The 22,137-nt window shown below is 61.3% G+C and carries 21 protein-coding genes; 7 read left to right on the top strand and 14 right to left on the bottom strand.

The genetic code is table 11. The features are described 5' to 3' along the window. The first annotated feature begins 9 nt into the window (after positions 1-9). Positions 10-1,206 carry a glycosyltransferase family 1 protein gene (locus LOY35_RS04445; RefSeq protein ID WP_258630952.1) on the top strand — a complete coding sequence of 399 codons (1,197 nt, stop codon included), beginning with the start codon at positions 10-12 and terminating at the stop codon, positions 1,204-1,206. A gap of 116 nt (positions 1,207-1,322) precedes the next feature. Here LOY35_RS04445 and LOY35_RS04440 read toward each other — a convergent pair whose 3' ends face one another. The 3 genes from LOY35_RS04440 to LOY35_RS04430 all read right to left on the bottom strand — a co-directional run bounded on the left by LOY35_RS04440 (position 1,323) and on the right by LOY35_RS04430 (position 3,745). After that, entirely contained in the window at positions 1,323-2,426 is a 1,104-nt protein-coding gene (locus LOY35_RS04440) for an NADH:flavin oxidoreductase (protein ID WP_258630950.1), read from the bottom strand. Between the two features lie 246 nt (positions 2,427-2,672). Then, positions 2,673-3,155 carry a glutathione peroxidase gene (locus tag LOY35_RS04435; RefSeq protein WP_258630947.1) on the bottom strand — a complete coding sequence of 161 codons (483 nt, stop codon included), beginning with the start codon at positions 3,153-3,155 and terminating at the stop codon, positions 2,673-2,675. Between the two features lie 104 nt (positions 3,156-3,259). After that, a complete protein-coding gene (locus tag LOY35_RS04430; RefSeq protein ID WP_024777507.1) occupies positions 3,260-3,745 on the bottom strand; it encodes a peptidylprolyl isomerase in 486 nt (161 codons plus the stop codon). On the opposite strand from LOY35_RS04430, the gene LOY35_RS04425 reads away from it, so the two are divergent. From LOY35_RS04425 to LOY35_RS04415, 3 genes are read left to right on the top strand one after another with little or no spacing between them, the layout of a single operon-like run. Further along, positions 3,714-4,052 (top strand): DUF3565 domain-containing protein, encoded by a 339-nt coding sequence (locus tag LOY35_RS04425; protein ID WP_258630945.1) that lies wholly within the window; start codon positions 3,714-3,716, stop codon positions 4,050-4,052. The genes LOY35_RS04430 and LOY35_RS04425 overlap by 32 nt on opposite strands. A gap of 60 nt (positions 4,053-4,112) precedes the next feature. Next, the gene (gene pta, locus LOY35_RS04420; RefSeq protein WP_258630943.1) at positions 4,113-6,212 is read left to right on the top strand and encodes a phosphate acetyltransferase; all 2,100 of its coding nucleotides are present in this window, start codon (positions 4,113-4,115) and stop codon (positions 6,210-6,212) included. Next, positions 6,213-7,121 (top strand): acyltransferase, encoded by a 909-nt coding sequence (locus LOY35_RS04415; protein WP_258630941.1) that lies wholly within the window; start codon positions 6,213-6,215, stop codon positions 7,119-7,121. A gap of 176 nt (positions 7,122-7,297) precedes the next feature. Here the strand turns inward: LOY35_RS04415 and cysN are convergent, their stop codons facing one another. From cysN to LOY35_RS04395, 4 genes are all read right to left on the bottom strand, one after another. Then, positions 7,298-9,196, bottom strand: a complete 1,899-nt coding sequence (cysN, locus tag LOY35_RS04410) for a sulfate adenylyltransferase subunit CysN (RefSeq protein ID WP_258630940.1) — start codon at positions 9,194-9,196, stop codon at positions 7,298-7,300. A 53-nt stretch (positions 9,197-9,249) separates the two neighbouring features. Beyond that, on the bottom strand, positions 9,250-9,591 hold the full coding sequence (locus LOY35_RS04405) for a four helix bundle protein (protein WP_041020851.1): 342 nt from the start codon (positions 9,589-9,591) through the stop codon (positions 9,250-9,252). Between the two features lie 102 nt (positions 9,592-9,693). Next, complete coding sequence (cysD, locus tag LOY35_RS04400; RefSeq protein WP_024777503.1) at positions 9,694-10,611, bottom strand: sulfate adenylyltransferase subunit CysD; 918 nt, start codon at positions 10,609-10,611, stop codon at positions 9,694-9,696. A 254-nt stretch (positions 10,612-10,865) separates the two neighbouring features. Beyond that, a complete protein-coding gene (locus tag LOY35_RS04395) occupies positions 10,866-11,624 on the bottom strand; it encodes a Nif3-like dinuclear metal center hexameric protein (RefSeq protein WP_258630938.1) in 759 nt (252 codons plus the stop codon). A 104-nt stretch (positions 11,625-11,728) separates the two neighbouring features. On the opposite strand from LOY35_RS04395, the gene algW reads away from it, so the two are divergent. From algW to LOY35_RS04380, 3 genes are all read left to right on the top strand, one after another. Continuing rightward, entirely contained in the window at positions 11,729-12,889 is a 1,161-nt protein-coding gene (gene algW, locus LOY35_RS04390) for a Do family serine endopeptidase AlgW (protein ID WP_258630937.1), read from the top strand. Between the two features lie 247 nt (positions 12,890-13,136). Then, complete coding sequence (locus LOY35_RS04385) at positions 13,137-15,242, top strand: TonB-dependent siderophore receptor (protein ID WP_258630936.1); 2,106 nt, start codon at positions 13,137-13,139, stop codon at positions 15,240-15,242. Between the two features lie 14 nt (positions 15,243-15,256). Continuing rightward, the gene (locus LOY35_RS04380; protein WP_258630935.1) at positions 15,257-15,976 is read left to right on the top strand and encodes a DUF4198 domain-containing protein; all 720 of its coding nucleotides are present in this window, start codon (positions 15,257-15,259) and stop codon (positions 15,974-15,976) included. A 270-nt stretch (positions 15,977-16,246) separates the two neighbouring features. Here LOY35_RS04380 and hisC read toward each other — a convergent pair whose 3' ends face one another. From hisC to LOY35_RS04345, 7 genes are all read right to left on the bottom strand, one after another. After that, on the bottom strand, positions 16,247-17,299 hold the full coding sequence (gene hisC / locus LOY35_RS04375; protein WP_258630934.1) for a histidinol-phosphate transaminase: 1,053 nt from the start codon (positions 17,297-17,299) through the stop codon (positions 16,247-16,249). Between the two features lies 1 nt (position 17,300). Beyond that, positions 17,301-18,638, bottom strand: coding sequence for a histidinol dehydrogenase (gene hisD, locus LOY35_RS04370; RefSeq protein ID WP_258630933.1), 1,338 nt, complete (start codon positions 18,636-18,638; stop codon positions 17,301-17,303). A 123-nt stretch (positions 18,639-18,761) separates the two neighbouring features. Further along, positions 18,762-19,397 (bottom strand): ATP phosphoribosyltransferase, encoded by a 636-nt coding sequence (gene hisG / locus LOY35_RS04365; RefSeq protein ID WP_047699553.1) that lies wholly within the window; start codon positions 19,395-19,397, stop codon positions 18,762-18,764. Between the two features lie 126 nt (positions 19,398-19,523). After that, positions 19,524-20,789, bottom strand: a complete 1,266-nt coding sequence (murA, locus tag LOY35_RS04360) for a UDP-N-acetylglucosamine 1-carboxyvinyltransferase (protein WP_207963225.1) — start codon at positions 20,787-20,789, stop codon at positions 19,524-19,526. Between the two features lie 22 nt (positions 20,790-20,811). Continuing rightward, complete coding sequence (locus LOY35_RS04355; RefSeq protein ID WP_258630931.1) at positions 20,812-21,051, bottom strand: BolA family protein; 240 nt, start codon at positions 21,049-21,051, stop codon at positions 20,812-20,814. 115 nt (positions 21,052-21,166) lie between these two features. Further along, a complete protein-coding gene (locus LOY35_RS04350) occupies positions 21,167-21,472 on the bottom strand; it encodes a lipid asymmetry maintenance protein MlaB (RefSeq protein ID WP_258633476.1) in 306 nt (101 codons plus the stop codon). An 8-nt stretch (positions 21,473-21,480) separates the two neighbouring features. Continuing rightward, positions 21,481-22,134 (bottom strand): phospholipid-binding protein MlaC, encoded by a 654-nt coding sequence (locus tag LOY35_RS04345; RefSeq protein ID WP_258630930.1) that lies wholly within the window; start codon positions 22,132-22,134, stop codon positions 21,481-21,483. Positions 22,135-22,137 lie beyond the last annotated feature (3 nt).

Raw genomic sequence — 22,137 nt, 5'->3', positions numbered from 1 at the left:
ACTGGCGAAATGGCCCCGGTCGACACTGGGGTCATGAGCACATACCTGCATATCACCCTCATCACCGAAACCTTCCCGCCGGAAATCAATGGCGTGGCCAATACCCTGGGCCGCTTGCACGAGGGCCTGCGTGCCCGGGGGCATAGGGTCGAGCTGGTGCGTCCGCGACAGGCCACCGATCAACGCCAGGCCAGCGACGAGTTGCTGTTGTGCCGGGGCTGGCCGCTGCCGGGGTATCCGGGGTTGCAGTGGGGACAGGTCTCAATGCACAAGCTGCTGCGACGCTGGAAGCGCCAGCGGCCCGATGTGTTGTACATCGCCACCGAAGGGCCGCTGGGGTTATCAGCGTTGAGGGCGGCGCGGCGCCTGGGTATTTCGGTGGTCAGTGGCTTCCACACCAATTTCCAGCAATACACCCGACAGTACGGACTCGGGTTGCTCAGTCGCGCGCTCACCCATTACCTGCGCTGGTTCCACAACCGCTCCAACCTGACGCTGGTGCCCAGTCTCAGCCAGCAATTGGAATTGGAACGACGGCATTTCGAGCGCGTCATGCTGTTGTCCCGCGGCGTCGACAGCCAGTTGTTCCATCCGGTCAAGCGCTCGGTCACCTTGCGACAAAGTTGGGGGCTGAGCGATGACGATATTGCCGTGATCCACGTTGGGCGCCTGGCGCCAGAGAAAAACCTCGGTCTGCTCAAGCGTTGTTTCGACAGGTTGTGCAGGGCGTTCCCGCAGCGGCGGATGAAGCTGGTGGTGATCGGCGACGGCCCGCAACGGTCCGCTCTGGAGCAGGAATTGCCCGATGCGATCTTCTGCGGTACCCAGCGTGGCGAGACGCTGGCCAGTCACTATGCCTGCGGGGATGTGTTCGTTTTTCCGAGCCTGACCGAAACTTTCGGCAACGTCGTGCTGGAGGCCCTGGCGTCCGGGCTGGGCGTGGTGGCCTACGACCAGGCCGCCGCGGCACAGCATATCCGCCATGGCTACAACGGCGTGTTGGCGATGCCCGGGGATGAAGACGCGTTCTGCGATGCGGCCCGCTGGCTGCTGGAAGATCCCGAAGCGTTACGTTGCGTGAGGCTCAATGCTCGCCAGCACGCCAGCCGCCAGGGTTGGGCGTCGGTGATCGAGCAGTTCGAGGCGCAGTTGCGAGGGGCTTGCCAGGCCATATCGGCACTGCCGCAGGCAGTGCCGCATCGCTAAAAGCATCGCGGGCAAGCCTTGCTCCCACAGGGTGATCAGCAATTCACAAATGACCTGTCTGCTGAAAATCCAACGTGGGAGCAAGGCTTGCCCGCGATAGCGTCGGTGCAGACGACTCAAACCAGCGTCATCAACGCCTCACGGCTGAACGGCAGGATCTCCTGCTCCCGACCTTCACGCACTTTCTGCGCCCAGTCCGGATCCACCAGCAGCGCACGCCCTACCGCCACCAGATCGAATTCATCATTGTTCAGGCGCTCCAGGAGCTTCTCCAGGCTGGCCGGCTGCGCGACCTTGTCGGTATTGACCATGAATTGCAGGAACTCGCCATCCAGGCCGACGCTGCCGACGGTGATGGTCGGCTTGCCGGTGAGCTTGCGGGTCCAGCCGGCCAGGTTCAGCTCGGAGCCGTCGAACTCCGGCTCCCAGAAGCGACGTGTCGAGCAGTGGAAGATATCCACGCCAGCGTCGGACAGCGGCTTGAGGAATTCACCCAGGGCTTCGGGGGTCTGCACCAGGCGCGCGGCGTAATCCTGTTGCTTCCACTGGGAGAACCGGAAAATGATCGGGAATCCCTCGCCTACGGCTGCACGCACGGCGCGAATCAACTCAATGGCGAAACGCGAACGGTTGGCCAGGCTGCCGCCGTAGCCATCGGTGCGCTGGTTGCTGCCTTCCCAGAAAAACTGGTCCACCAGATAACCATGGGCGCCATGGATCTCCACGCCATCCATACCGATGCTCTGGGCGTCTTTCGCGGCTTGGGCGAAAGCGGCAATGACTTCGTCGATGTCTGCCTGGGTCATACCGTGGACCACTACGTGGCCGTCCTTGAGCTTTTCGGTCGGGCCATAACCCGGCACGCTGGCATCCGGCTCGGTCCCGGTGCGACGCACACTGCCCACATGCCACAACTGTGGAACGATCTTGCCGCCTTCGGCATGCACCGCATCGACCACTTGCTTCCAGCCGGCGAGCGCAGCATCGCCATAGAAGTGCGGCACGTTCGGATACCCGTTGGACGCCTTGTGCCCGACTGTCGTGCCTTCGGTGATGATCAGGCCAACCCCGGCCGCTGCGCGGCGACGGTAATATTCGATGACCTTGGCGTTGGGCACGCCGCCCGGTGAAAAGGAACGGGTCATCGGTGCCATCACTACCCGGGTCGGCAGCTCGAACGTGCCGAGCTGGAAGGGTTTGAACAGGGCTTTTACAGGCATGGGGCACTCCACGGATAAGGTCGCAGGTCAATATGACGAGGATAATATGCAGCGCGGGGGGTGCTGGGTAGCACTATTGATTGGAGTGATAAAGGCTTAAAAGGACGCGCAAAGGCGCCTGAATGTGGGAGCAAAGCTTGCTCGCGAAGCAGGCACCCGTTTTCTGAAAGGCCCCATCATCTTCATCGCGGCCAAGCCTTGCTCCCACAGCACGGGAGCAAGCGCCCTCGCCACAACGGCGAAGATTCAGCCCAGCGCTTTCTCGATCGCCTGGATCACCGCCGGGTCATCCGGCGTCGTGCGTGGCGAGAAGCGGGCCAGCACCCGGCCGTCCTTGCCGAGCAGGAATTTCTCGAAGTTCCAGGTAATGTCCCCGGGGAACTCGGCGCCCTCGCCCGCCAGCAGGCGGTAGAGCTGATGCCGGTCATGGCCGTTCACTTCCAGCTTGCCGGACAGTGGAAACGTCACGCCATAGCTATTGCTGCAGAATGCCTGGATTTCCTGGTCGGTACCCGGCTCTTGCCCGGCGAACTGATTGCAAGGCAGGCCCAGGATGCTGAAGCCCCTGGACTTGTATTGCTGATAGAGATTTTCCAGCGCAGCGTACTGAGGCGTCAGGCCACATTTGGAGGCGACGTTGACCACCAGCACGACTTGCCCCTTGAAAGGCGCCAGAGGAAGCTCCTGACCATCCAGGGCTTTCAGTTTAAGGTCGTGAAAAGCACTCATGACGAACTCCAGGTTTGCGGATCTTCGAAACAGCCGTGGCAGGTAACCGACTAAAAAAGGCGCCCATGGCGCCTTTCCTTTTCACTTCAGCGTAGCGCAGAAAATCAGTGGTGATGACCACCTTCGCCATGGACGTGACCATGGGCAACTTCTTCCTGGCTGGCATCGCGGATGTCGACCACCTTGACCTTGAAGTTCAGGCGTTGGCCGGCCAGCGGGTGGTTGCCGTCAACAGTGACGTCGTCGCCGTCCAGGTCGCGGATGGTGACGATCTGCATCTGGCCATCCGGCGCCGACGCGTGGAACTGCATGCCCACTTCCAGCTCGTCCACGCCTTCGAACATGCTGCGGCTCAGGGTGCTGACCAGTTCGGCGGAGTACTCGCCGTAAGCGTCTTCCGGTTCAACGGTCACGTTCAATTCGTCACCGGTGGTTTTACCTTCCAGGGCTTTTTCCAGGCCCTGGATGATGTTGCCTGCGCCATGCAGGTAGACCAGCGGAGCGCCGCCGGCAGAGCTGTCGATGACCTCACCAGCGTCGTTGGTCAGGGTATAGTCGATGGAGACAGCCTTATTGGCGGCGATCAGCATGGGGCGAGACCTTTTGCATAAGAATGAAGAACGGACAAGTCTAAACAAGGATTTGCCCGAAAGCGAACGGAACCCTGACAAACGGGCTTATGCGTCCAGACCGACGGTCATCGGTTTTCATCAGGACGAGGAGGGCCACTGGGTGGCCGAGTTGTCCTGCGGGCATACCCAGCACCTGCGCCACCAGCCCCCCTGGCAATCCCGGGCGTGGGTGCTGGATCCGACGCAACGTATTGAAAAAATAGGCCAGCCCTTTGATTGCGGCTGGTGTGCTCAGGCGCCGGTTAGCGGTAATCTTGATGACTGAATGAATGGTAGACGGCTATACATAGGCCTCGCCTTTGCCATGCTCCCTTAGAGAATCCGCATGCAAACTTTTTTTATCGCGCCCACCGATTTTGGTGTGGGCCTGACTTCCATCAGCCTCGGGCTGGTGCGCACCCTTGAACGGGCCGGGTTGAAGGTCGGTTTCTTCAAGCCCATCGCCCAGCCTCATCCTGGCGACACTGGCCCGGAACGCTCGACCGAACTGGTGGCCCGCACCCACGGCCTCAAGCCGCCACAGCCGCTGGGCCTGGCTCATGTCGAGCGCATGCTCGGCGACGGCCAGCTCGATGAGCTGCTGGAAGAAATCATTACGCTTTACCAGCAAGCGGCCATCGGCAAGGACGTACTGGTGGTCGAAGGCATGGTCCCGACCCGCAACGCCAGTTACGCCGCCCGGGTCAACCTGCACCTGGCCAAGAGCCTGGATGCCGAGGTGATCCTGGTGTCGGCGCCGGAGAACGAAGTGCTGACCGAGCTTTCCGGGCGGGTGGAGTTGCAGGCCCAACTGTTCGGCGGGCCGAAAGACCCGAAAGTCCTTGGCGTGATCCTCAACAAGGTCCGCACCGACGAAAGCATGGAAGCGTTTTCCACCCGGCTCAAGGAACACTCACCCTTGCTGCGCAGCGGCGATTTCCGCCTGCTGGGCTGCATTCCCTTCCGCCCCGAACTCAACGCCCCGCGCACCCGCGACGTGGCCGACCTGATGGGGGCCCAGGTACTCAATGCCGGCGATTACGAAAGCCGGCGCATGAGCAACATCATCATTTGCGCCCGCACCATGCGCAACACCGTGGAACTGCTCAAGCCCGGCGTGCTGGTGGTGACACCCGGCGATCGCGACGACATCATCCTGGCCGTGAGCCTGGCCGCCATCAACGGCGTGCCGCTGGCCGGCCTGTTGTTGACCAGCGACACCCTGCCCGACCCACGCATCATGGAGCTGTGCCGCGGCGCCCTGCAGGCGGGCCTGCCGGTGCTGTCGGTGAGCACGGGCTCCTATGACACCGCCAACCTGCTCAACGGCTTGAACAAGGAAATCCCGATCGACGACCGCGAACGTGCGGAGATCATCACCGATTTCGTCGCCAGTCACCTGGACGCTCAGTGGTTGCACCAGCGCTGCGGCACCCCGCGGGAAATGCGCCTGTCGCCGGCGGTGTTCCGCTACCAATTGATCCAGCGCGCCCAGGCCGCCAATAAACGCATCGTCCTGCCGGAAGGCAGCGAACCGCTGACGGTCCAGGCCGCCGCCATTTGCCAGGCACGTGGCATCGCCCGCTGCGTGTTGCTGGCCAAACCGGCCGACGTCGAAGCGGTGGCCCGGGCCCAGGGGATCGAACTGCCGCCGGGACTGGAGATTCTCGACCCGGACTCGATCCGCGAGCGTTACGTCGAGCCGATGGTGCGGCTGCGCAAGAGTAAAAGCCTGAATGCGCCGATGGCCGAGCAGCAATTGGAAGACACCGTGGTGATCGGCACGATGATGCTGGCGCTGGACGAAGTCGACGGGCTGGTGTCCGGCGTTGTCCACTCCACCGCCAACACCATCCGTCCGGCCCTGCAGTTGATCAAGACGGCGCCGGGCTGCTCTCTGGTGTCGTCGGTGTTCTTCATGCTGTTTCCCGAGGAAGTGCTGGTCTATGGCGACTGCGTGATGAATCCGCATCCCAGCGCAGCGGAGTTGGCGGAGATCGCCCTGCAAAGCGCCGACTCGGCCGCCGCGTTCGGCATCACGCCACGGGTGGCGATGCTCAGCTATTCCAGCGACGAATCAGCCAGCGGCGAAGAGGTGGAGAAAGTCCGCGAAGCCACCTTGCTGGCCCACGAGGCGCAACATGGCCTGTTGATCGACGGCCCGCTGCAATACGACGCCGCCGCCAACGAAACCGTGGCGCGGCAACTGGCGCCCAACAGCCAGGTGGCCGGGCGAGCGACGGTGTTCATCTTCCCGGACCTGAACACCGGCAACACCACCCACAAGGCCGTCCAGCGCAGTGCCGATTGCGTCAGCCTCGGACCGATGCTCCAGGGCCTGCGCAAACCGGTGAACGACTTGCCCCGTGGCGCCCAGGTCGATGACATCGTGTACACCATCGCCCTCACCGCGATCCAAGCCGCCAACCGACCCATGGACATTTAAATGCTGGATTTCCTGCCTGCCCCGGTGCGAGGCGTCATCGCCTCGCTGCTGTTGGCGCTCAATACCATTGCCTGCTGCACGCCGCTGTTCATCGTGGCGATCTTCAAGCTCCTGCTGCCCTTCCCGGCCGCCCAACGCTTCACCGACTGGCTGATGAGCCACATCCATGAAGCCTGGATCAGCAACAACAAGGCCTGGATGAACCTGCTGCGCCGCACCCGCTGGCACCTCAGCGGCCTGGAGGGCCTGGACTATCAGCACTCGTACCTGATCACCAGTAACCATCAGAGCTGGGTCGACATCATGGTGCTGCAGTACGTGCTCAATCGCCGCGTGCGGCCGCTGAAGTTCTTTCTCAAGCAGGAGCTGATCTGGGTGCCGGTGATCGGCCTGGCCTGGTGGGCGCTGGGGTTCCCGTTCATGAAGCGTTATTCCAAGGCCTATCTGGAAAAGTATCCGGAAAAGAGAGGCAAGGACCTGGAAACCACCCGCAAGACCTGCGCGAAGTTTCGCAACAACCCGGTGGGCATTTTCAACTTTGCCGAAGGCACGCGCTTCACCGAGAGCAAACATGCCCAACAGCAATCACCGTTTCGCTACCTGCTCAAGCCCAAGGCCGGCGGTATCGCGTTTGTACTGGATGCCATGGGTGAACAGCTGGCATCGATTATCAACGTCACCATCCACTATCCCGGCGGTCGTCCGGGGTATTGGGATTTGCTCTGCGGCAACGTTGGAGAAGTGGTGGCGCATTTCCAGGAACTGCCGATTCCACCGCAGTTCATCGGCAGGAACTATGACCAGGACGGCGCCTATCGCCTGGAATTCCAGGGCTGGATCAATCAGTTGTGGCAGGACAAGGATGCGCTGCTGGAGCAGATGCACCGCGAGTATCCAACCCACCACTGATCCCCTTGTGGGAGCGAGCCTGCTCGCGATGGCGGTGCATCAGCTTGCAAAGATGGAGACTGAACCACCGCCATCGCGAGCAGGCTCGCTCCCACAGCTAGACCTTGTTGGATTCAGCACATGAAAAAGCCCGCCGATGATCGCTCATCGGCGGGCTTTTCGTTTGCCGCTTGCGCTTAGATCGCGCCGCGGTTGCGCAACAGATCCAGCACTTGCTTGACGCTTTCTTCCAGTGTCAGCGACTGGGTGTCGATCACCAGATCGGCATCCAGCGGCACGTCATACGGGAAGGATTCGCCCGGGATGTTGTCGCCGGCAGCGGCGTACAGCCCTTGCGGATCACGCTGGGCACACACCGCAGGCGAGGCCTGGACGTAGACCGTCAGCAGACGCTCCCTGCCGATCAGGTCCTTGGCCTGCTCACGCCCTTCGGCGCTCGGTGCCACGAATGCCGCCAGGGTCAGCAGGCCGGCTTCGTTGAATTGACGGGCGACGTGAGCCGCACGGCGCCAATTCTCGGTGCGCCCGGTACGGTCTTGCGGCAGGCCTTTGTTCAAGTCATGGCGCAGGTTCTGGCCGTCGAGAACGAAGACCGCACGGCCCATGTCGAACAGCTTGCGCTCCACGGCATAAGCCAACGTGCTCTTGCCGGCGCCCGAGAGACCGCTGAACAGCACCGTCGCCGGCTGCTGGCCGAAGCGCTGGGTGCGTTCTTCCACCGACACATGGGCAAGCTTGCCGTGGTGCGTGCTGCTGCCGTGGGCCAGCGGCTGGGCGACGATCATGCCGGCGCCGACGGTGCCGTTGGTCAGGCGATCGATGACGATGAATGCGCCGGTGGTGCGGTTGCTCTCGTAACCGTCCAGGGCGATCGGCGCGTCCAGGGCAATCTTCACCTTGCCGATTTCGTTGAGTTGCAACGCATTGGCCGGGCCCTCTTCGAGGGTGTTCACGTCGACCCGGTTGACGATGCTGGCAATCGAGCCCGGCACGTAGCTGGTCGCACGCTTGATGTCGTATTTCTTGCCCGGCAGCATCGGCTCCTCGGCCATCCACACCAGCATCGCTTCGAAGCTGTCGGTGACCGGCGGGACGTTGTCGGCATGCACCAGCAGGTCGCCCCGGGAGATGTCGATCTCGTCTTCCATGGTCAGCGTCACGGCCTGGCCCGGGCCGGCCTGCTCCAGCTCACCTTCGAAGGTGACGATGGATTTGACGCGGCTGCTCTTGCCCGACGGCAACACCACCACTTCGTCGCCCTTGTGCACGATGCCGCTGGCCAGGGTGCCGGCGAAACCGCGGAAGTTCAGGTTCGGACGGTTGACGTACTGCACCGGGAAGCGCAGGTCGGTGAAGTTGCGATCGCCCGCCACTTCCACGGTCTCGAGGATTTCCATCAGCGACTGGCCGGTGTACCACGGCGAGCGCTCGGACTTGTTCACCACGTTGTCACCCTTGAGGGCGGACATCGGCACGAAGTGCATGCTGGTGGGCTTCATCTTCAAGCCTTCGGCGAACTTCAGGTAGTCGGCCTTGATCGACTCGAACACGCCCTGGTCGAAGTCCTTGAGGTCCATCTTGTTGATGGCCACGACGATGTGCTTGATGCCCAGCAACGAGGCAATGAAGCTGTGGCGACGGGTCTGGGTCTGCACGCCGTAGCGTGCGTCCACCAGGATGATCGCCAGATCACAGGTGGAGGCACCGGTGGCCATGTTGCGGGTGTACTGCTCATGGCCGGGAGTATCGGCGATGATGAACTTGCGCTTGGCGGTGGAGAAATAGCGGTACGCGACATCGATGGTGATGCCCTGCTCGCGCTCGGCCTGGAGGCCGTCGACCAGCAACGCCAGGTCGATGTCGTCACCGGTGGTGCCGACCTTCTTCGAATCGCGGGTGATGGCTTCCAGATGATCTTCGTAGATCATCTTGGAGTCGTGCAGCAGGCGCCCGATCAGGGTGCTCTTGCCGTCGTCGACGTTACCGCAGGTCAAAAAGCGCAACAGCTCCTTGCGCTCGTGCTGGCCCAGGTAGGCGAGGATGTCCTCGCTGATCAAATCAGATTGGTGGCTCATTGCATTCAAGCTCCGAGCTGTAAGCTTCAAGCGGCAAGCTTGTCGGCGTACAGCTAGTCAGAAATTTTGTTGATCAACCCGCCCAGCATTCGAGAAAGCTCGCGGGTTTCCATAACCCAGTTTTCAGCCAGCGAATCTGCGACGTAAGCAATATCCCGAGCAATAAGAATTTGGGTACGCAGCTCCCCGCAGGAACCTTTCGCAACCCAAAGGAAATAAATTTTCTCTTTGGCATTACGGCGCTCCATACCTTCAGCAATATTGGAAGGCACCGAAAGTGCCGAGCGGGTGATTTGATCCTTGAATCCAAAATCCCCACATCGCGCAAACTCTCTATAGATCCCTACCGCCAAATCCTTACTTCGCTGCCAAACAATCAGTTTCTCGAAATCCATTGCGAGCCATCCAATCCGGCTCGCAGCACCGTCTGCAAGCACCAAGCTGGGAAGTTACGCATTCCGCCCTTAACTTGCAGCTTGCCGCTTGTAACTCGAAGCTTAAAAGTAACCTTGACGTTTTTTATCTTCCATCGAGCCTGCGCCATCGTGGTCGATGACCCGGCCCTGGCGCTCGGAAGTTCGCGTCAGGAGCATTTCCTGAATGATGTCCGTCAGGCTCTCGGCCTCGGACTCCACCGCGCCCGTCAACGGGTAGCAGCCAAGGGTACGGAAACGCACTTTCTTCTTGACGATGCGGGCCTTCTCTTCCTCGGACAGGTGCTCGAGGATGCGCTCGTCGTCGATCATGATCAGCGTGCCGTTCTTCTCGATCACTTCGCGCTCGGCGGCGAAGTACAGCGGCACGATTGGGATGCCTTCGAGGTAGATGTACTGCCAGATGTCCAGCTCGGTCCAGTTCGACAATGGGAAGACCCGGATCGACTCGCCCTTGTTGACCTTGCCGTTATAGACGTTCCACAGTTCAGGACGCTGATTCTTCGGGTCCCAGCGGTGCTTGCTGTCGCGGAACGAGTAGACGCGCTCCTTGGCCCGGGACTTCTCCTCATCGCGGCGGGCACCGCCGAACGCCGCGTCGAAACCATGCTTGTCCAGGGCCTGCTTCAGGCCTTCGGTCTTCATGATATCGGTGTGCTTGGCGCTGCCGTGGGTGAAGGGGTTGATGCCCTGCGCCACGCCGTCCGGGTTCACGTGAGTGATCAGGTCCAGGCCCATTTCCTCGACCATGCGATCGCGGAACTTGTACATTTCCTGGAATTTCCACCGGGTGTCGACGTGCATCACCGGAAACGGCAGCTTGCCGGGGAAGAACGCCTTGCGTGCCAGGTGCAGCATCACGGCGGAGTCTTTACCGATGGAGTACAGCATCACCGGGTTATCGAACTCGGCGGCCACCTCGCGGATGATGTGGATGCTTTCCGCCTCCAGCTGTTTCAGATGCGTCAGTTTGTCGACCATGGCTACTCACGAAAACTTTCTTATGAACGGCCAGCGGGCCGTGTTCGAGCGAAGAATCCTAGCACAGCGACCTCTTCTAATCAGGGCGCCAACTAGATCGAAACAGCATATGGATATGCCTGGTGGTTCGGCCATCGCAATACCCCTTTGTGGGAGCGAGCCTGCTCGCGATGGCGGTGTATCAGCTAGCAGAGATGAAGACTGGCCCACCGCTATCGCGAGCAGGCTCGCTCCCACAGGAATTCCAGAACACTTCAAATCGGATTCGGGCAATCGATGAAGATGTGCTCCAGAGCAAAGCGTCGCGCCAGGTAATCGCCCAGCGCCTGCACGCCATAGCGTTCGGTCGCATGATGGCCGGCGGCGATGAAGCTGATGCCGTTTTCACGGGCGCTGTGGAAGGTCTGCTCCGATGCTTCGCCACTGAGGTACAGGTCGACCCCGGCCGCCACCGCCTGGTCGATGTAGCCCTGGCCGCCGCCGGTGCACCAGCCGACCCGGCGGATCATCTGCTCGCCTTCGATCAGCAACGGCTCGCGGCCCATGACTTCCTGGACCCTGCGGGCGAAATCCCGAGGCGTCATCGGTTCGGACAAGGAACCGACCAGGCCGACGACCTTGGGGTTGTCCGGGTCCAGCGGCCCTTCGACGGTGATATCCAGTTGACGAGCCAACTGCACGTTGTTGCCGACCTCGGGGTGCAGGTCCAGCGGCAGATGGTAGGCCAGCAGGCTGATGTCGTGCTTGAGCAAGGTTTTCAGGCGACGCTGCTTCATCCCGATGATGCAAGGGTTTTCGCCCTTCCAGAAGTAACCGTGATGCACCAGCACCAGGTCGGCACCGGCCTCCACCGCGGCGTCAAGCAGCGCCTGGCTGGCAGTCACGCCGCTGACGATGCGCATCACCTGGGGCACGCCTTCGACCTGCAGGCCGTTTGGGCAATAATCGGCAATCCGGCTGCTTGCCAGGTAACGGTCCGCTTCTTCAACCAGGGTGCTCAGGGCTACGGCCATGAAAAGACTCCTAAATATCCCGTTCCGAGGCGCGCGCGGCCTCGTATAATGCGCGTCATTATGGGCGGTCTCATTCCGCCTGCAACTTTTGTAGGACGTGATAGATGCTCAAGGCGCTGCGTTTTTCCGGCTGGCCGCTGTTGGCCGGCGTGCTTGTCGCACTACTGATTATCCAGCGTTACCCGGAATGGGTCGGCCTGCCGAGCCTCGATGTCAATCTGCAGCAGGCGCCGCAGAGCAAGGCGCTGTTGCAGGGGCCGGTGTCCTATGCCGACGCCGTAACCATCGCCGCGCCGGCCGTGGTCAACCTGTACACCACCAAAGTCATCAACAAGCCCAGTCATCCGCTGTTCGAGGATCCGCAATTCCGACGCTTCTTCGGTGACAACTCGCCCAAGCAGAAACGTATGGAATCGAGCCTGGGTTCGGGCGTGATCATGAGCCCGGAAGGCTACCTGCTGACCAACAACCACGTCACCAGCGGTGCCGACCAGATCGTGGTAGCCCTCAAGGATGGCCGCGAAACCTTGGCTCGGGTAATCGGCAGCGACCCGGAAACCGATCTCGCGGTACTGAAGATCGACCTCAAGAATCTGCCGGCCATCACCATCGGCCGCTCCGACAGCATCCGCATCGGTGACGTCGCCCTCGCCATCGGCAACCCCTTCGGCGTCGGCCAGACCGTGACCATGGGTATCATCAGTGCCACCGGACGCAACCAGTTGGGTTTGAACAACTACGAAGACTTCATCCAGACCGATGCTGCGATCAACCCCGGCAACTCCGGTGGCGCGCTGGTGGATGCCAACGGCAACCTCACCGGGATCAACACGGCGATCTTCTCCAAGTCCGGCGGCAGCCAGGGCATTGGCTTCGCCATTCCGGTGAAGCTGGCGATGGAAGTAATGAAGTCCATCATCGAGCACGGCCAGGTGATTCGTGGCTGGCTGGGCATTGAAGTGCAGCCGCTGACCCAGGAGCTGGCAGAGTCCTTCGGTTTGTCCGGCCGGCCCGGCATCGTGGTGGCGGGGATTTTCCGCGATGGCCCGGCCCAGAAGGCCGGCCTGCAACTGGGTGATGTAATCCTGAGCATCGACGGCGAACCGGCCGGCGATGGCCGTCGCTCGATGAACCAGGTGGCGCGGATCAAGCCCACCGACAAAGTCACCATCCAGGTGATGCGCAACGGCAAGGAGCTCAAGCTCACCGCCGAGATCGGCCTGCGCCCACCGCCCGCGCCAGTGGCGACTAAGGAAGAGCAGTAACCAGCTCAATTCCCTTTGTGGCGAGGGGATTTATCCCCGCTGGGCTGCGGAGCAGCCCTAAAAAGCTGCCACCCTGTACATCGGACCGAACGCATTCAAGCTCTGGGGCTGCTTCGCAGCCCAACGGGGATAAATCCCCTCGCCACAGAAATTATGTTGTCTGCACCTTTAACGAACACTACAGATAGCATAAATTCTCATTAGTAGTGTTATATTGTTTCAATCAAGACAATTGGAACAACATAACATGTCATCCCTAAAACGGATTTCCCTCGCCAGCCTGGCCTTGAGCCTGCTGGGCGACCCGGCCTTTGCCGAGGAAACCCAGGCCCTGGAACTGGACGCCATCAGCGTCACGACCGATTACGAATCCCCCACCGGACCAGTGAAAGGTTATCGCGCCACCCGCTCCGCCAGCGCCACCAAAACCGACACGGCCCTGCGGGACATCCCCCAATCGATCAGCGTAATCCCGGCTGACGTCCTCACGGACCTGGGCAGCACCAGCGTCGAACGAGCACTGGAGTTTGCCGGCGGCGTATCGAAACAGAACAACTTCGGCGGCCTGACGCTCTACGAATACAGCGTGCGCGGCTTCACGACATCGGAGTTCTACAAGGACGGTTTCAGCGCCAACCGTGGTTACCCGAGCACGCCGGACGCCGCCAACATCGAACGTATCGAGGTGTTGAAGGGGCCGGCGGCCAGCCTCTATGGGCGAGGCGATCCAGGGGGCACGGTCAATATCGTCACCAAGAAACCCCAGCCAGAAGCTTTCACCACCCTGCAAACCAGCGCCGGCAGTTGGGACCGCTACCGCACCGCGCTGGACGTCAATACGCCACTGGATGCCGAAGGTACGGTGTTGTCGAGGGTGAACCTGGCGGTGGAGGACAATCACAGCTTTCGCGATCACGTCGACAGCCAGCGGGTATTCGTGGCGCCCTCCATCAGTTGGCAACTGAATCCCGACACACGCTTGCTGGTGGAGAGTGAAATCGTACGCCACAGCTCGACGTTCGACCGTGGCATCGTCGCGCCGGACAATCGCTGGAGCGGCGTATCCCGCTCGACCTTCCTGGGCGAACCCAACGACGGTGACATCGACAACCACAACAACATGCTCCAGGCCGCCCTCGAGCATCAGCTCAACGACACCTGGCAACTGCGCCTGGCCAGTCATTACAAACAAGGCGAACTCTGGGGCTTCGCTTCCGAAGCACGTCCGCTGAATACCGATGGCCACACCGTCAACCGCCGTTACCGCGAACGCGACAACGATTGGCACGACAGCATCACCCAGTTTGAGCTGCGTGGCCTGTTCGATTTGGGACCGTGGCAGCACGAATTGCTGATCGGCAGCGAATACGAGGATTACCGCAAGAACGAGCGCGTCACCACCATCAACGGCGGCACCTACCCCATCGACATCTATCAGCCCATTTATGGCCAGCCCAAACCCAACGGGCTGCGCACCGGCACGGATTTCTTCGAGCATGTCCAAAGCCGTGCGTTGAATCTTCAGGACCAGATCATCTTCACCGAAAAGCTGCGGGGCATGCTTGGCGTGCGCTACGAACATTTCGACCAACATATCGATGATCACACCACCCAGCTCACCAGCCACCAACGCCACGATGCCCTGACGCAACGGGCCGGCTTGCTGTACCAACTGACGCCTGAAGTCGGACTGTTCGCCAACGCCTCCACCTCGTTCAAACCCAACAACGGCCTGGACGCCGGCGGCAAGACCTTCGACCCGGAGGAAGGTGTCGGCTATGAAGCCGGGATCAAGAGCGAGCTGTTCGACCATCGCCTGAGCGCCACCCTGGCGGCATTTCATATAGAGAAGGAAAACGTCCTGGCGCTGGATCCCGGCACCAATACCAGTCGCGCCATGGGCAAGGCACGGAGCCAGGGAATAGATCTGCAAATCAGCGGGCAGTTGAGCGACGCCATCCGCGTGATCGGGGCCTTCGCCTACATCGATGCCGAAGTGACCGAAGGTGACAAAGAGATCCCCACCGGCAGCCGGATCCTCGGCGTGGCCAAGCGCAGCGGCAGCCTGCTGGGCGTCTATGAATTCCAGGACGGACGCCTGCGCGGCTCGGATGTCGGCGCGGCGTTCACTTACGTGGGGGATCGTTCGGGCGAAGCCGGCAAAGATTTCGAGCTGCCGGCTTATCACACCGTGGATCTGCTGGCTCATTACAAGGCCAGCGACAACGTCACCGTGGGCCTGAACCTGAACAACGTCTTCGACGAAAAATACTACGAGCGCTCCTACAGCAACTACTGGGTCAACCCCGGCGAGCCGCGCAACTTCACCGTCAGTCTCACCCTCGATCTATAAAAAGGAAAATCGGCATGAAACACCCCAAGACACTTGCCCTGCTCGGCCTGTTCCTGGCGACACAAGCCTCGGCCCATGGTTTGTGGACCGAACAACGACGCGGCAACATTGAAGTGATCTACGGCCACGGCGCCGAGGACAACGCGTTCAAGGCGCAGAAAATCAGCGGGGCCTGGGCCTATGATATGGGCGGCAAGATGATCCCGGTCACGGTGCAACGCCTGCCCGACCACGCGCGCCTGCAACCGCTCAAGCCACCGGCGGTGCTCGCGGTGGCGCTGGACAATGGCATGTGGTCCCAGACCGCCGACAAGAAGTGGATCAACGAAGGTCGCAGCAAAGTGCCCGGCGCGATCGAATCGACCCACACCTTCAAGTACAGCCTGGCGATCTATGAGCCCGGAGCGGAGCTGCCGAAGCTGGACCCGATCAAGTTCGTGATCCTGCCAGACGTCGACCCGCTGACCGTAGGTCCCGGCCAGTCATTGCCGGTACGCGTCCTGCTGGATGGCAAGCCCGCGGCCGGTGTAAAGCTGGTGGGCGATTACCGCAGCGCGCCGGACACCGTATCCACTGAAACCGACGCGGACGGCCGGGCCCGGGTGCTGGTGCGCAATGAAGGCTTGAACGTCATCGCCGCGCAGATGGAAATCCCGCTCAAGGATGACAAGGACGTGGCGACCCGTGGCGTGTTCACCTCACTGACGTTCCTGGGCGAGCCGCATCACGAATGAGGCCTTGATACACAACCTGTGGGAGCGAGCCTGCTCGCGATAGCGGTGGGTCAGCAACATAGACGTGAGCTGAAAGTACGCCATCGCGAGCAGGCTCGCTCCCACAGGGATTCAGCGATGAGACGGCAATCCAGGAACGCCGAAAACCACCGTGGGAGCAAGGCTTGCCCGCGATAGCGCCGGATCAGTCGACATTTGAGTCACTGACCTACCGCCATCGCGGGCAAGCCTTGCTCCCACAGAGGATTTCCTACAGTTCAGCGCAGAGCTTTAGAGCTCGCCCAGGGCGTCGATCAGCGCCTTATTCTGCTCCGGCGTGCCAATGCTGATCCGCAGGAACTGGGCAATCCGCTCCTGTTTGAAGTGCCGCACGATCACCCCCTGCTCTCGCAGCTTCGCCGCCAACCCCGCCGCATCATGCCGGGGGTGACGGGCGAAGATGAAGTTGGCCGCCGAAGGCAGCACTTCAAAACCCTTGGCCTCCAGTTGCGCCACCACCCACTCGCGGTGCTCGATGACCAACCGGCAGGTCTGCTGGAAATACTCGCGGTCGTCGAACGCCGCTGCGCCGCCCACGTTTGCCAAGCGATCCAGCGGGTAGGAGTTGAAGCTGTTCTTGATCCGCTCCAGTGCTTCGATCAGGTCCGGATGGCCCACCGCCAAGCCCACTCGCAACCCCGCCAGCGAACGGGACTTGGACAAGGTCTGGGTGACCAGCAGGTTCGGATAGCGGTCCACCAGGCTGATGGCCGTCTCGCCACCGAAGTCGATATAGGCCTCATCGACCACCACCACCGAATCCGGGCTGGCCTTGAGCATCTGTTCCACCGCATCCAGCGCCAGCAGGCAGCCGGTCGGGGCGTTCGGGTTGGGGAAAATGATCCCGCCGTTCGGCTTGGCATAGTCCGCCGGATCGATCCGGAACTGCTCGTCCAGGGGCACCGCATCGAACTGGATGCCATACAACCCGCAATACACTGGATAAAAGCTGTAGCTGATGTCCGGGAACAGGATCGGCTGGTCGTGTTGCAGCAGGCCGTGAAAAATGTGCGCTAGCACTTCATCCGAACCGTTACCGAGAAACACCTGGTTGGCCTGCACGCCGTAGTAGCGGGCCACGGCACCCTTCAGCAGATCGCTGTTGGGGTCCGGGTACAGACGCAGGTTGTCATTGAGCTCGGTCTGCATCGCCGCAAGTGCCTTGGGCGATGGGCCGTAGGGATTCTCGTTGGTGTTGAGCTTGACCAGGCGGGTCAGCTTCGGTTGTTCGCCCGGCACATAGGGCACCAGGTTCTTGACGAACGGGCTCCAGAATTTACTCATTTCAATTTCCCTGCCCGTCAATGGAGGATTCATCAAGAATTCGATACTCGGCGCTGCGGGCGTGGGCGCTCAGCGATTCGCCACGGGCCAGTACCGAAGCCGTCTTGCCCAGTTCGGATGCGCCCTGCTCGGAGCAGAAGATGATCGACGAACGTTTCTGGAAGTCATACACCCCCAGCGGCGACGAGAAACGCGCGGTGCCGGAAGTCGGCAGCACGTGATTGGGCCCGGCGCAGTAGTCGCCCAGGGCCTCGCTGGTGTGGCGGCCCATGAAGATCGCACCGGCATGACGGATCTGCGGCAACCAGGCCTGCGGATCGGCGACCGACAACTCCAGGTGCTCCGGCGCAATGCGGTTGGCGACCTCGATCGCCTGCTCCATGTCATCGACCTTGATCAGCGCCCCACGACCATTGATCGAGGTGTTGATGATTTCGGCGCGCTCCATGGTCGGCAGCATCTTGTCGATGCTGGCCGCGACCTTGTCGAGGAAGTCGGCATCCGGGCTGACCAGGATCGCCTGGGCGTCTTCGTCGTGCTCGGCCTGGGAAAACAGGTCCATGGCGATCCAGTCCGGGTCGGTCTGGCCGTCGCACACCACGAGGATTTCCGAAGGGCCGGCGATCATGTCGATACCGACCTGGCCGAACACATGGCGCTTGGCGGTGGCGACATAGATGTTGCCCGGCCCGACCACCTTGTCGACCCTCGGCACGCTTTCGGTGCCGTAGGCCAATGCCGCCACGGCCTGGGCGCCACCGATGGTGAACACCCGGTCCACGCCGGCGATGCAGGCAGCGGCCAGCACCAGTTCGTTGATTTCACCCCGTGGGGTTGGCACGACCATGACCACTTCGGTCACGCCGGCGACCTTGGCTGGAATCGCATTCATCAGCACCGAAGAGGGATAGGACGCCTTGCCGCCCGGCACGTACAAGCCGGCGCGGTCCAGTGGCGTCACCTTCTGGCCCAGCACCGTGCCGTCCGCTTCGGTGTAGCTCCAGGAGTCCTGTTTCTGTCTTTCGTGATAGCTGCGCACCCGGGATGCGGCTTTTTCCAGGGCTTCGCGCTGGGGCACGGTGATCCGGGTCAGGGCCAGCTCCAGACGCTCGCGCGGCAGGATCAGGTCGGCCATGGACGCCGCTTGCAGGCCGTCGAATTTCTGGGTGAATTCCACCAAGGCGGCATCGCCGCGCTCGCGCACGGCCTTGATGATGTCCAGCACCCGCTGATTGACCGAGTCGTCAGACACGCTTTCCCAGCTCAGCAGATGATCCAGATGATGCGCGAAATCCGGATCGGCAGCGTTGAGTCGGCGAATCGAAGTGGGAGCGGTCATAGCGAGGGCCTCATTAATGGCAAATGCTCAGGCGCCCTAAGCTACCAGTCCATTCGCGTGGGCACCTGAGAAAATTGGCTATGACACGGATAGACGGGCGCGACTCAAGGTCGCGCAGGTAAATCAGCCGCGGTGTCGCGATTCCACTGCCTTGCGCAGGGTATCGATCAGAGCCTGGATGCGAGCATGCTGCATTTTCATCGATGCCTTGTTGACGATCAGCCGGGAGGTGATGTCAGCGATGAAATCCTGGGGTTCCAGGCCATTGGCACGCAGGGTATTGCCGGTGTCGACGACGTCGATGATCTTGTCCGCCAGGCCGATCAGCGGCGCCAGCTCCATCGAACCGTACAACTTGATGATATCGACCTGGCGACCCTGCTCGGCATAGTAACGCTTGGCAACGTTGACGAACTTGGTCGCCACCCGCAGGCGCCCCTTGGGCTCCGGCGCGCCGACCTTGCCGGCGGTCATCAGCTTGCACCGGGCGATCCGCAGGTCCAGGGGCTCGTACAAGCCCTGGCCGCCGTATTCCATCAGCACGTCCTTACCGGCAACGCCGAGGTCGGCGGCACCATGTTCAACGTAAGTCGGCACATCGGTGGCACGCACGATCAGCAGGCGAACATCGGCCTGGGTCGTGGGAATGATCAGCTTGCGACTCTTGTCCGGATTCTCGGTCGGCACGATGCCCGCTTCAGCCAGAAGCGGCAGGGTGTCGTCAAGGATGCGGCCCTTGGACAGTGCGATGGTCAACATGGGAAACGTCAGTCCTTATCAAGGTACTCATGCCCGGACGCAAGCGGCGCCGGACACACATCGAGGGTGCACCACCCTCGATTTGAAACGAAATCCAGGCACATCCTTGTGCCTATGCAGCCGGAACTAGCCCGGTACGCGGCGGATCTTGGCACCGAGCATCTGCAATTTCTCTTCGATACATTCGTAGCCACGGTCAATGTGGTAGATGCGGTCGATCAGGGTATCGCCTTCGGCAACCAGGGCCGAAATCACCAGGCTGGCCGAGGCTCGCAGGTCGGTGGCCATCACTGGCGCGCCCTTGAGTTTCTCGGTGCCGGTGACGATGGCGGTGTTGCCCTCGACTTGGATCTTGGCGCCCATGCGGTGCAGTTCGTAGACGTGCATGAAACGGTTTTCGAAGATCGTCTCGATCACCGCGCCGGTGCCTTCGGCAATGGCGTTGAGGGAGATGAACTGCGCCTGCATGTCCGTCGGGAACGCTGGGTATGGAGCTGTCCGCACGTTCACGGCCTTGGGCCGCTTGCCGTGCATGTTCACTTCGATCCAGTCTTCACCGCAGGTGACTTCGGCGCCCGCTTCCTTGAGTTTCTCCAGGACAGCCTCAAGGATGGTCGGATCGGTATCCTTGACCTTGACGCGACCACCGGTGACGGCGGCGGCGACCAGGTAGGTACCGGTTTCGATCCGGTCCGGCATCACTTTGTAAGTGGCCGAGTGCAGACGCTCGACGCCATCGATGGTGATGGTGTCGGTACCGGCACCACTGATCTTGGCGCCCATGGCGATCAGGAAGTTCGCCAGGTCCACCACTTCAGGTTCGCGAGCAGCGTTTTGCAGCACGCTGCGGCCCTTGGCCAGTGCAGCGGCCATCATGATGTTCTCGGTACCGGTCACGCTGACGGTGTCGAAGAAGAAATGCGCGCCGCGCAAGCCGCCTTCAGGCGCCTTGGCCTTGATGTAGCCGCCTTCGACGTCGATGACCGCGCCCATGGCTTCCAGGCCACGGATGTGCAGGTCCACCGGACGCGAGCCAATGGCGCAACCGCCAGGCAACGCGACTTCGGCTTCACCGAAACGGGCAACCATCGGACCCAGCACCAGGATCGATGCCCGCATGGTTTTCACCAGCTCATACGGAGCGACCAGGGTCTTGATGGTGCGCGGATCGATTTCGACGCTGAGTTTCTCATCGATGACAGGCTCGATGCCCATGCGACCGAACAGCTCGATCATCGTGGTGATGTCATGCAGGTGCGGCAGGTTGGCAACGGTCACAGGACCATCGCACAGCAGGGTCGCGGCCAGGATTGGCAGGGCGGAGTTCTTTGCCCCGGAAATACGGATTTCGCCATCAAGACGAGCGCCGCCGGTAATAATCAGTTTATCCATAAGAATCTCGAGGCCCTTGGGCTCAGGTGCGCTCGGCCCAAGCCGCGCGGCTGAAAAATTTCATCGTGACCGCGTGGATGCTGCCATCGGCAATCCATGGGTTCAAATGGGCATAGATGCTCTGCTGACGCTTCACTGGGCTCAACGCCGCCAGTTCATCGCTGATCACGTTCAACTGGAAGTTGCAGCCTTCGCCTTCAACTTCCACCTTCGTACCAGGCAGCTTTCCTTCAAGGAAGCTCTTCACTTCTACAGCCTGCATGCTCAACCTCAATCGGCGCCCTGTGCGCGCGGGTCGCACATCATACAAAAAAGCCCCGCGCCTGCGAACCCCGCGAAGCAGGACTCTGACGGGGGGACTTTTCCAGCGATGTGGATCAGGAGTGCGCCAACAGCTCGGTCAGTTCGCTGACCTGGGCTATTTCACGCATGTCTTCGGGCATCCCACGGATGCTCCATGTTTTGCCGGCCGCCTTGGCGTCCCGCATGAAGCACAGCAGCAGCGACAAGCCGACACTGCTGGATTTCTGCACCGCCGAGCAGTCAATGACCACCTCGGCGGCACCGACGGACTTGATCAGTGCCTGACCCTGCTTGCGCAAGGCCGGACCGGTGCGGTAGTCCAGCACGCCACTGAGCAACAATTCACCGGCTTCGCCCAGACGAACGGCCGACTCACTCACCGACTCGATCATTGCTCCTGCTTCTCCTTGGCTTCCTCGGTCACTTCCTTGGCCTTGGCAACTTCGCCGGCCCAACCATCGATGGTCTTGTCCAGGTCATTGCCATTGCGCTGCATCGCATCGGCGAACTGGTCGCGGAACAGCTTGCCGATGTTGATGCCGTTGATGATCACGTTGCGCACCTTCCACTCGCCATTGATCTTCTCGAGTGTGTAGGACACAGGATAGACCGCACCGTTGTTACCCTTGACCTGCATGTCGACGCTGGTACGAGTACCACTTTCGTCCTTCGCCGGCCCAACGGTGATGCCCTGGTTGTTGTATTCGAGCAAGGCGTTGCCATAGAACTGCATCAGGCTGCGCTTGAAGTTTTCCTGGAAGCGGGTCATCTGCGCAGGCGTTGCCTTGCGCGAGTACTTGACCGTCATGATGCTGCGGGAGATGCCATCGGCGTCCACCACCGGACCGACAATGCCATTCAGTGCGTCATAGAACGCACCCGGATCCTGCTTGTATTTCTCCTTGTTGGCGGCAAGGTCCGCCAGCAACCGGGTCGTGGTGTCCTGGATGATGTCGTGGGCGGAAGGCGCCGCCAGGGCATTGGTCATCAGCGGCAGGGTTGCCAGCAGGACCAACAGGCTGCGTCGCAGGATAGAGATCATCGA

The sequence above is a fragment of the Pseudomonas sp. B21-028 genome (assembly GCF_024749045.1).
In the GTDB taxonomy this organism is placed as follows: Bacteria; Pseudomonadota; Gammaproteobacteria; order Pseudomonadales; family Pseudomonadaceae; genus Aquipseudomonas.
The sequence above is the reverse complement of the archived record's forward strand: the minus strand, read 5'-3'. Positions and strand labels throughout refer to the sequence as shown.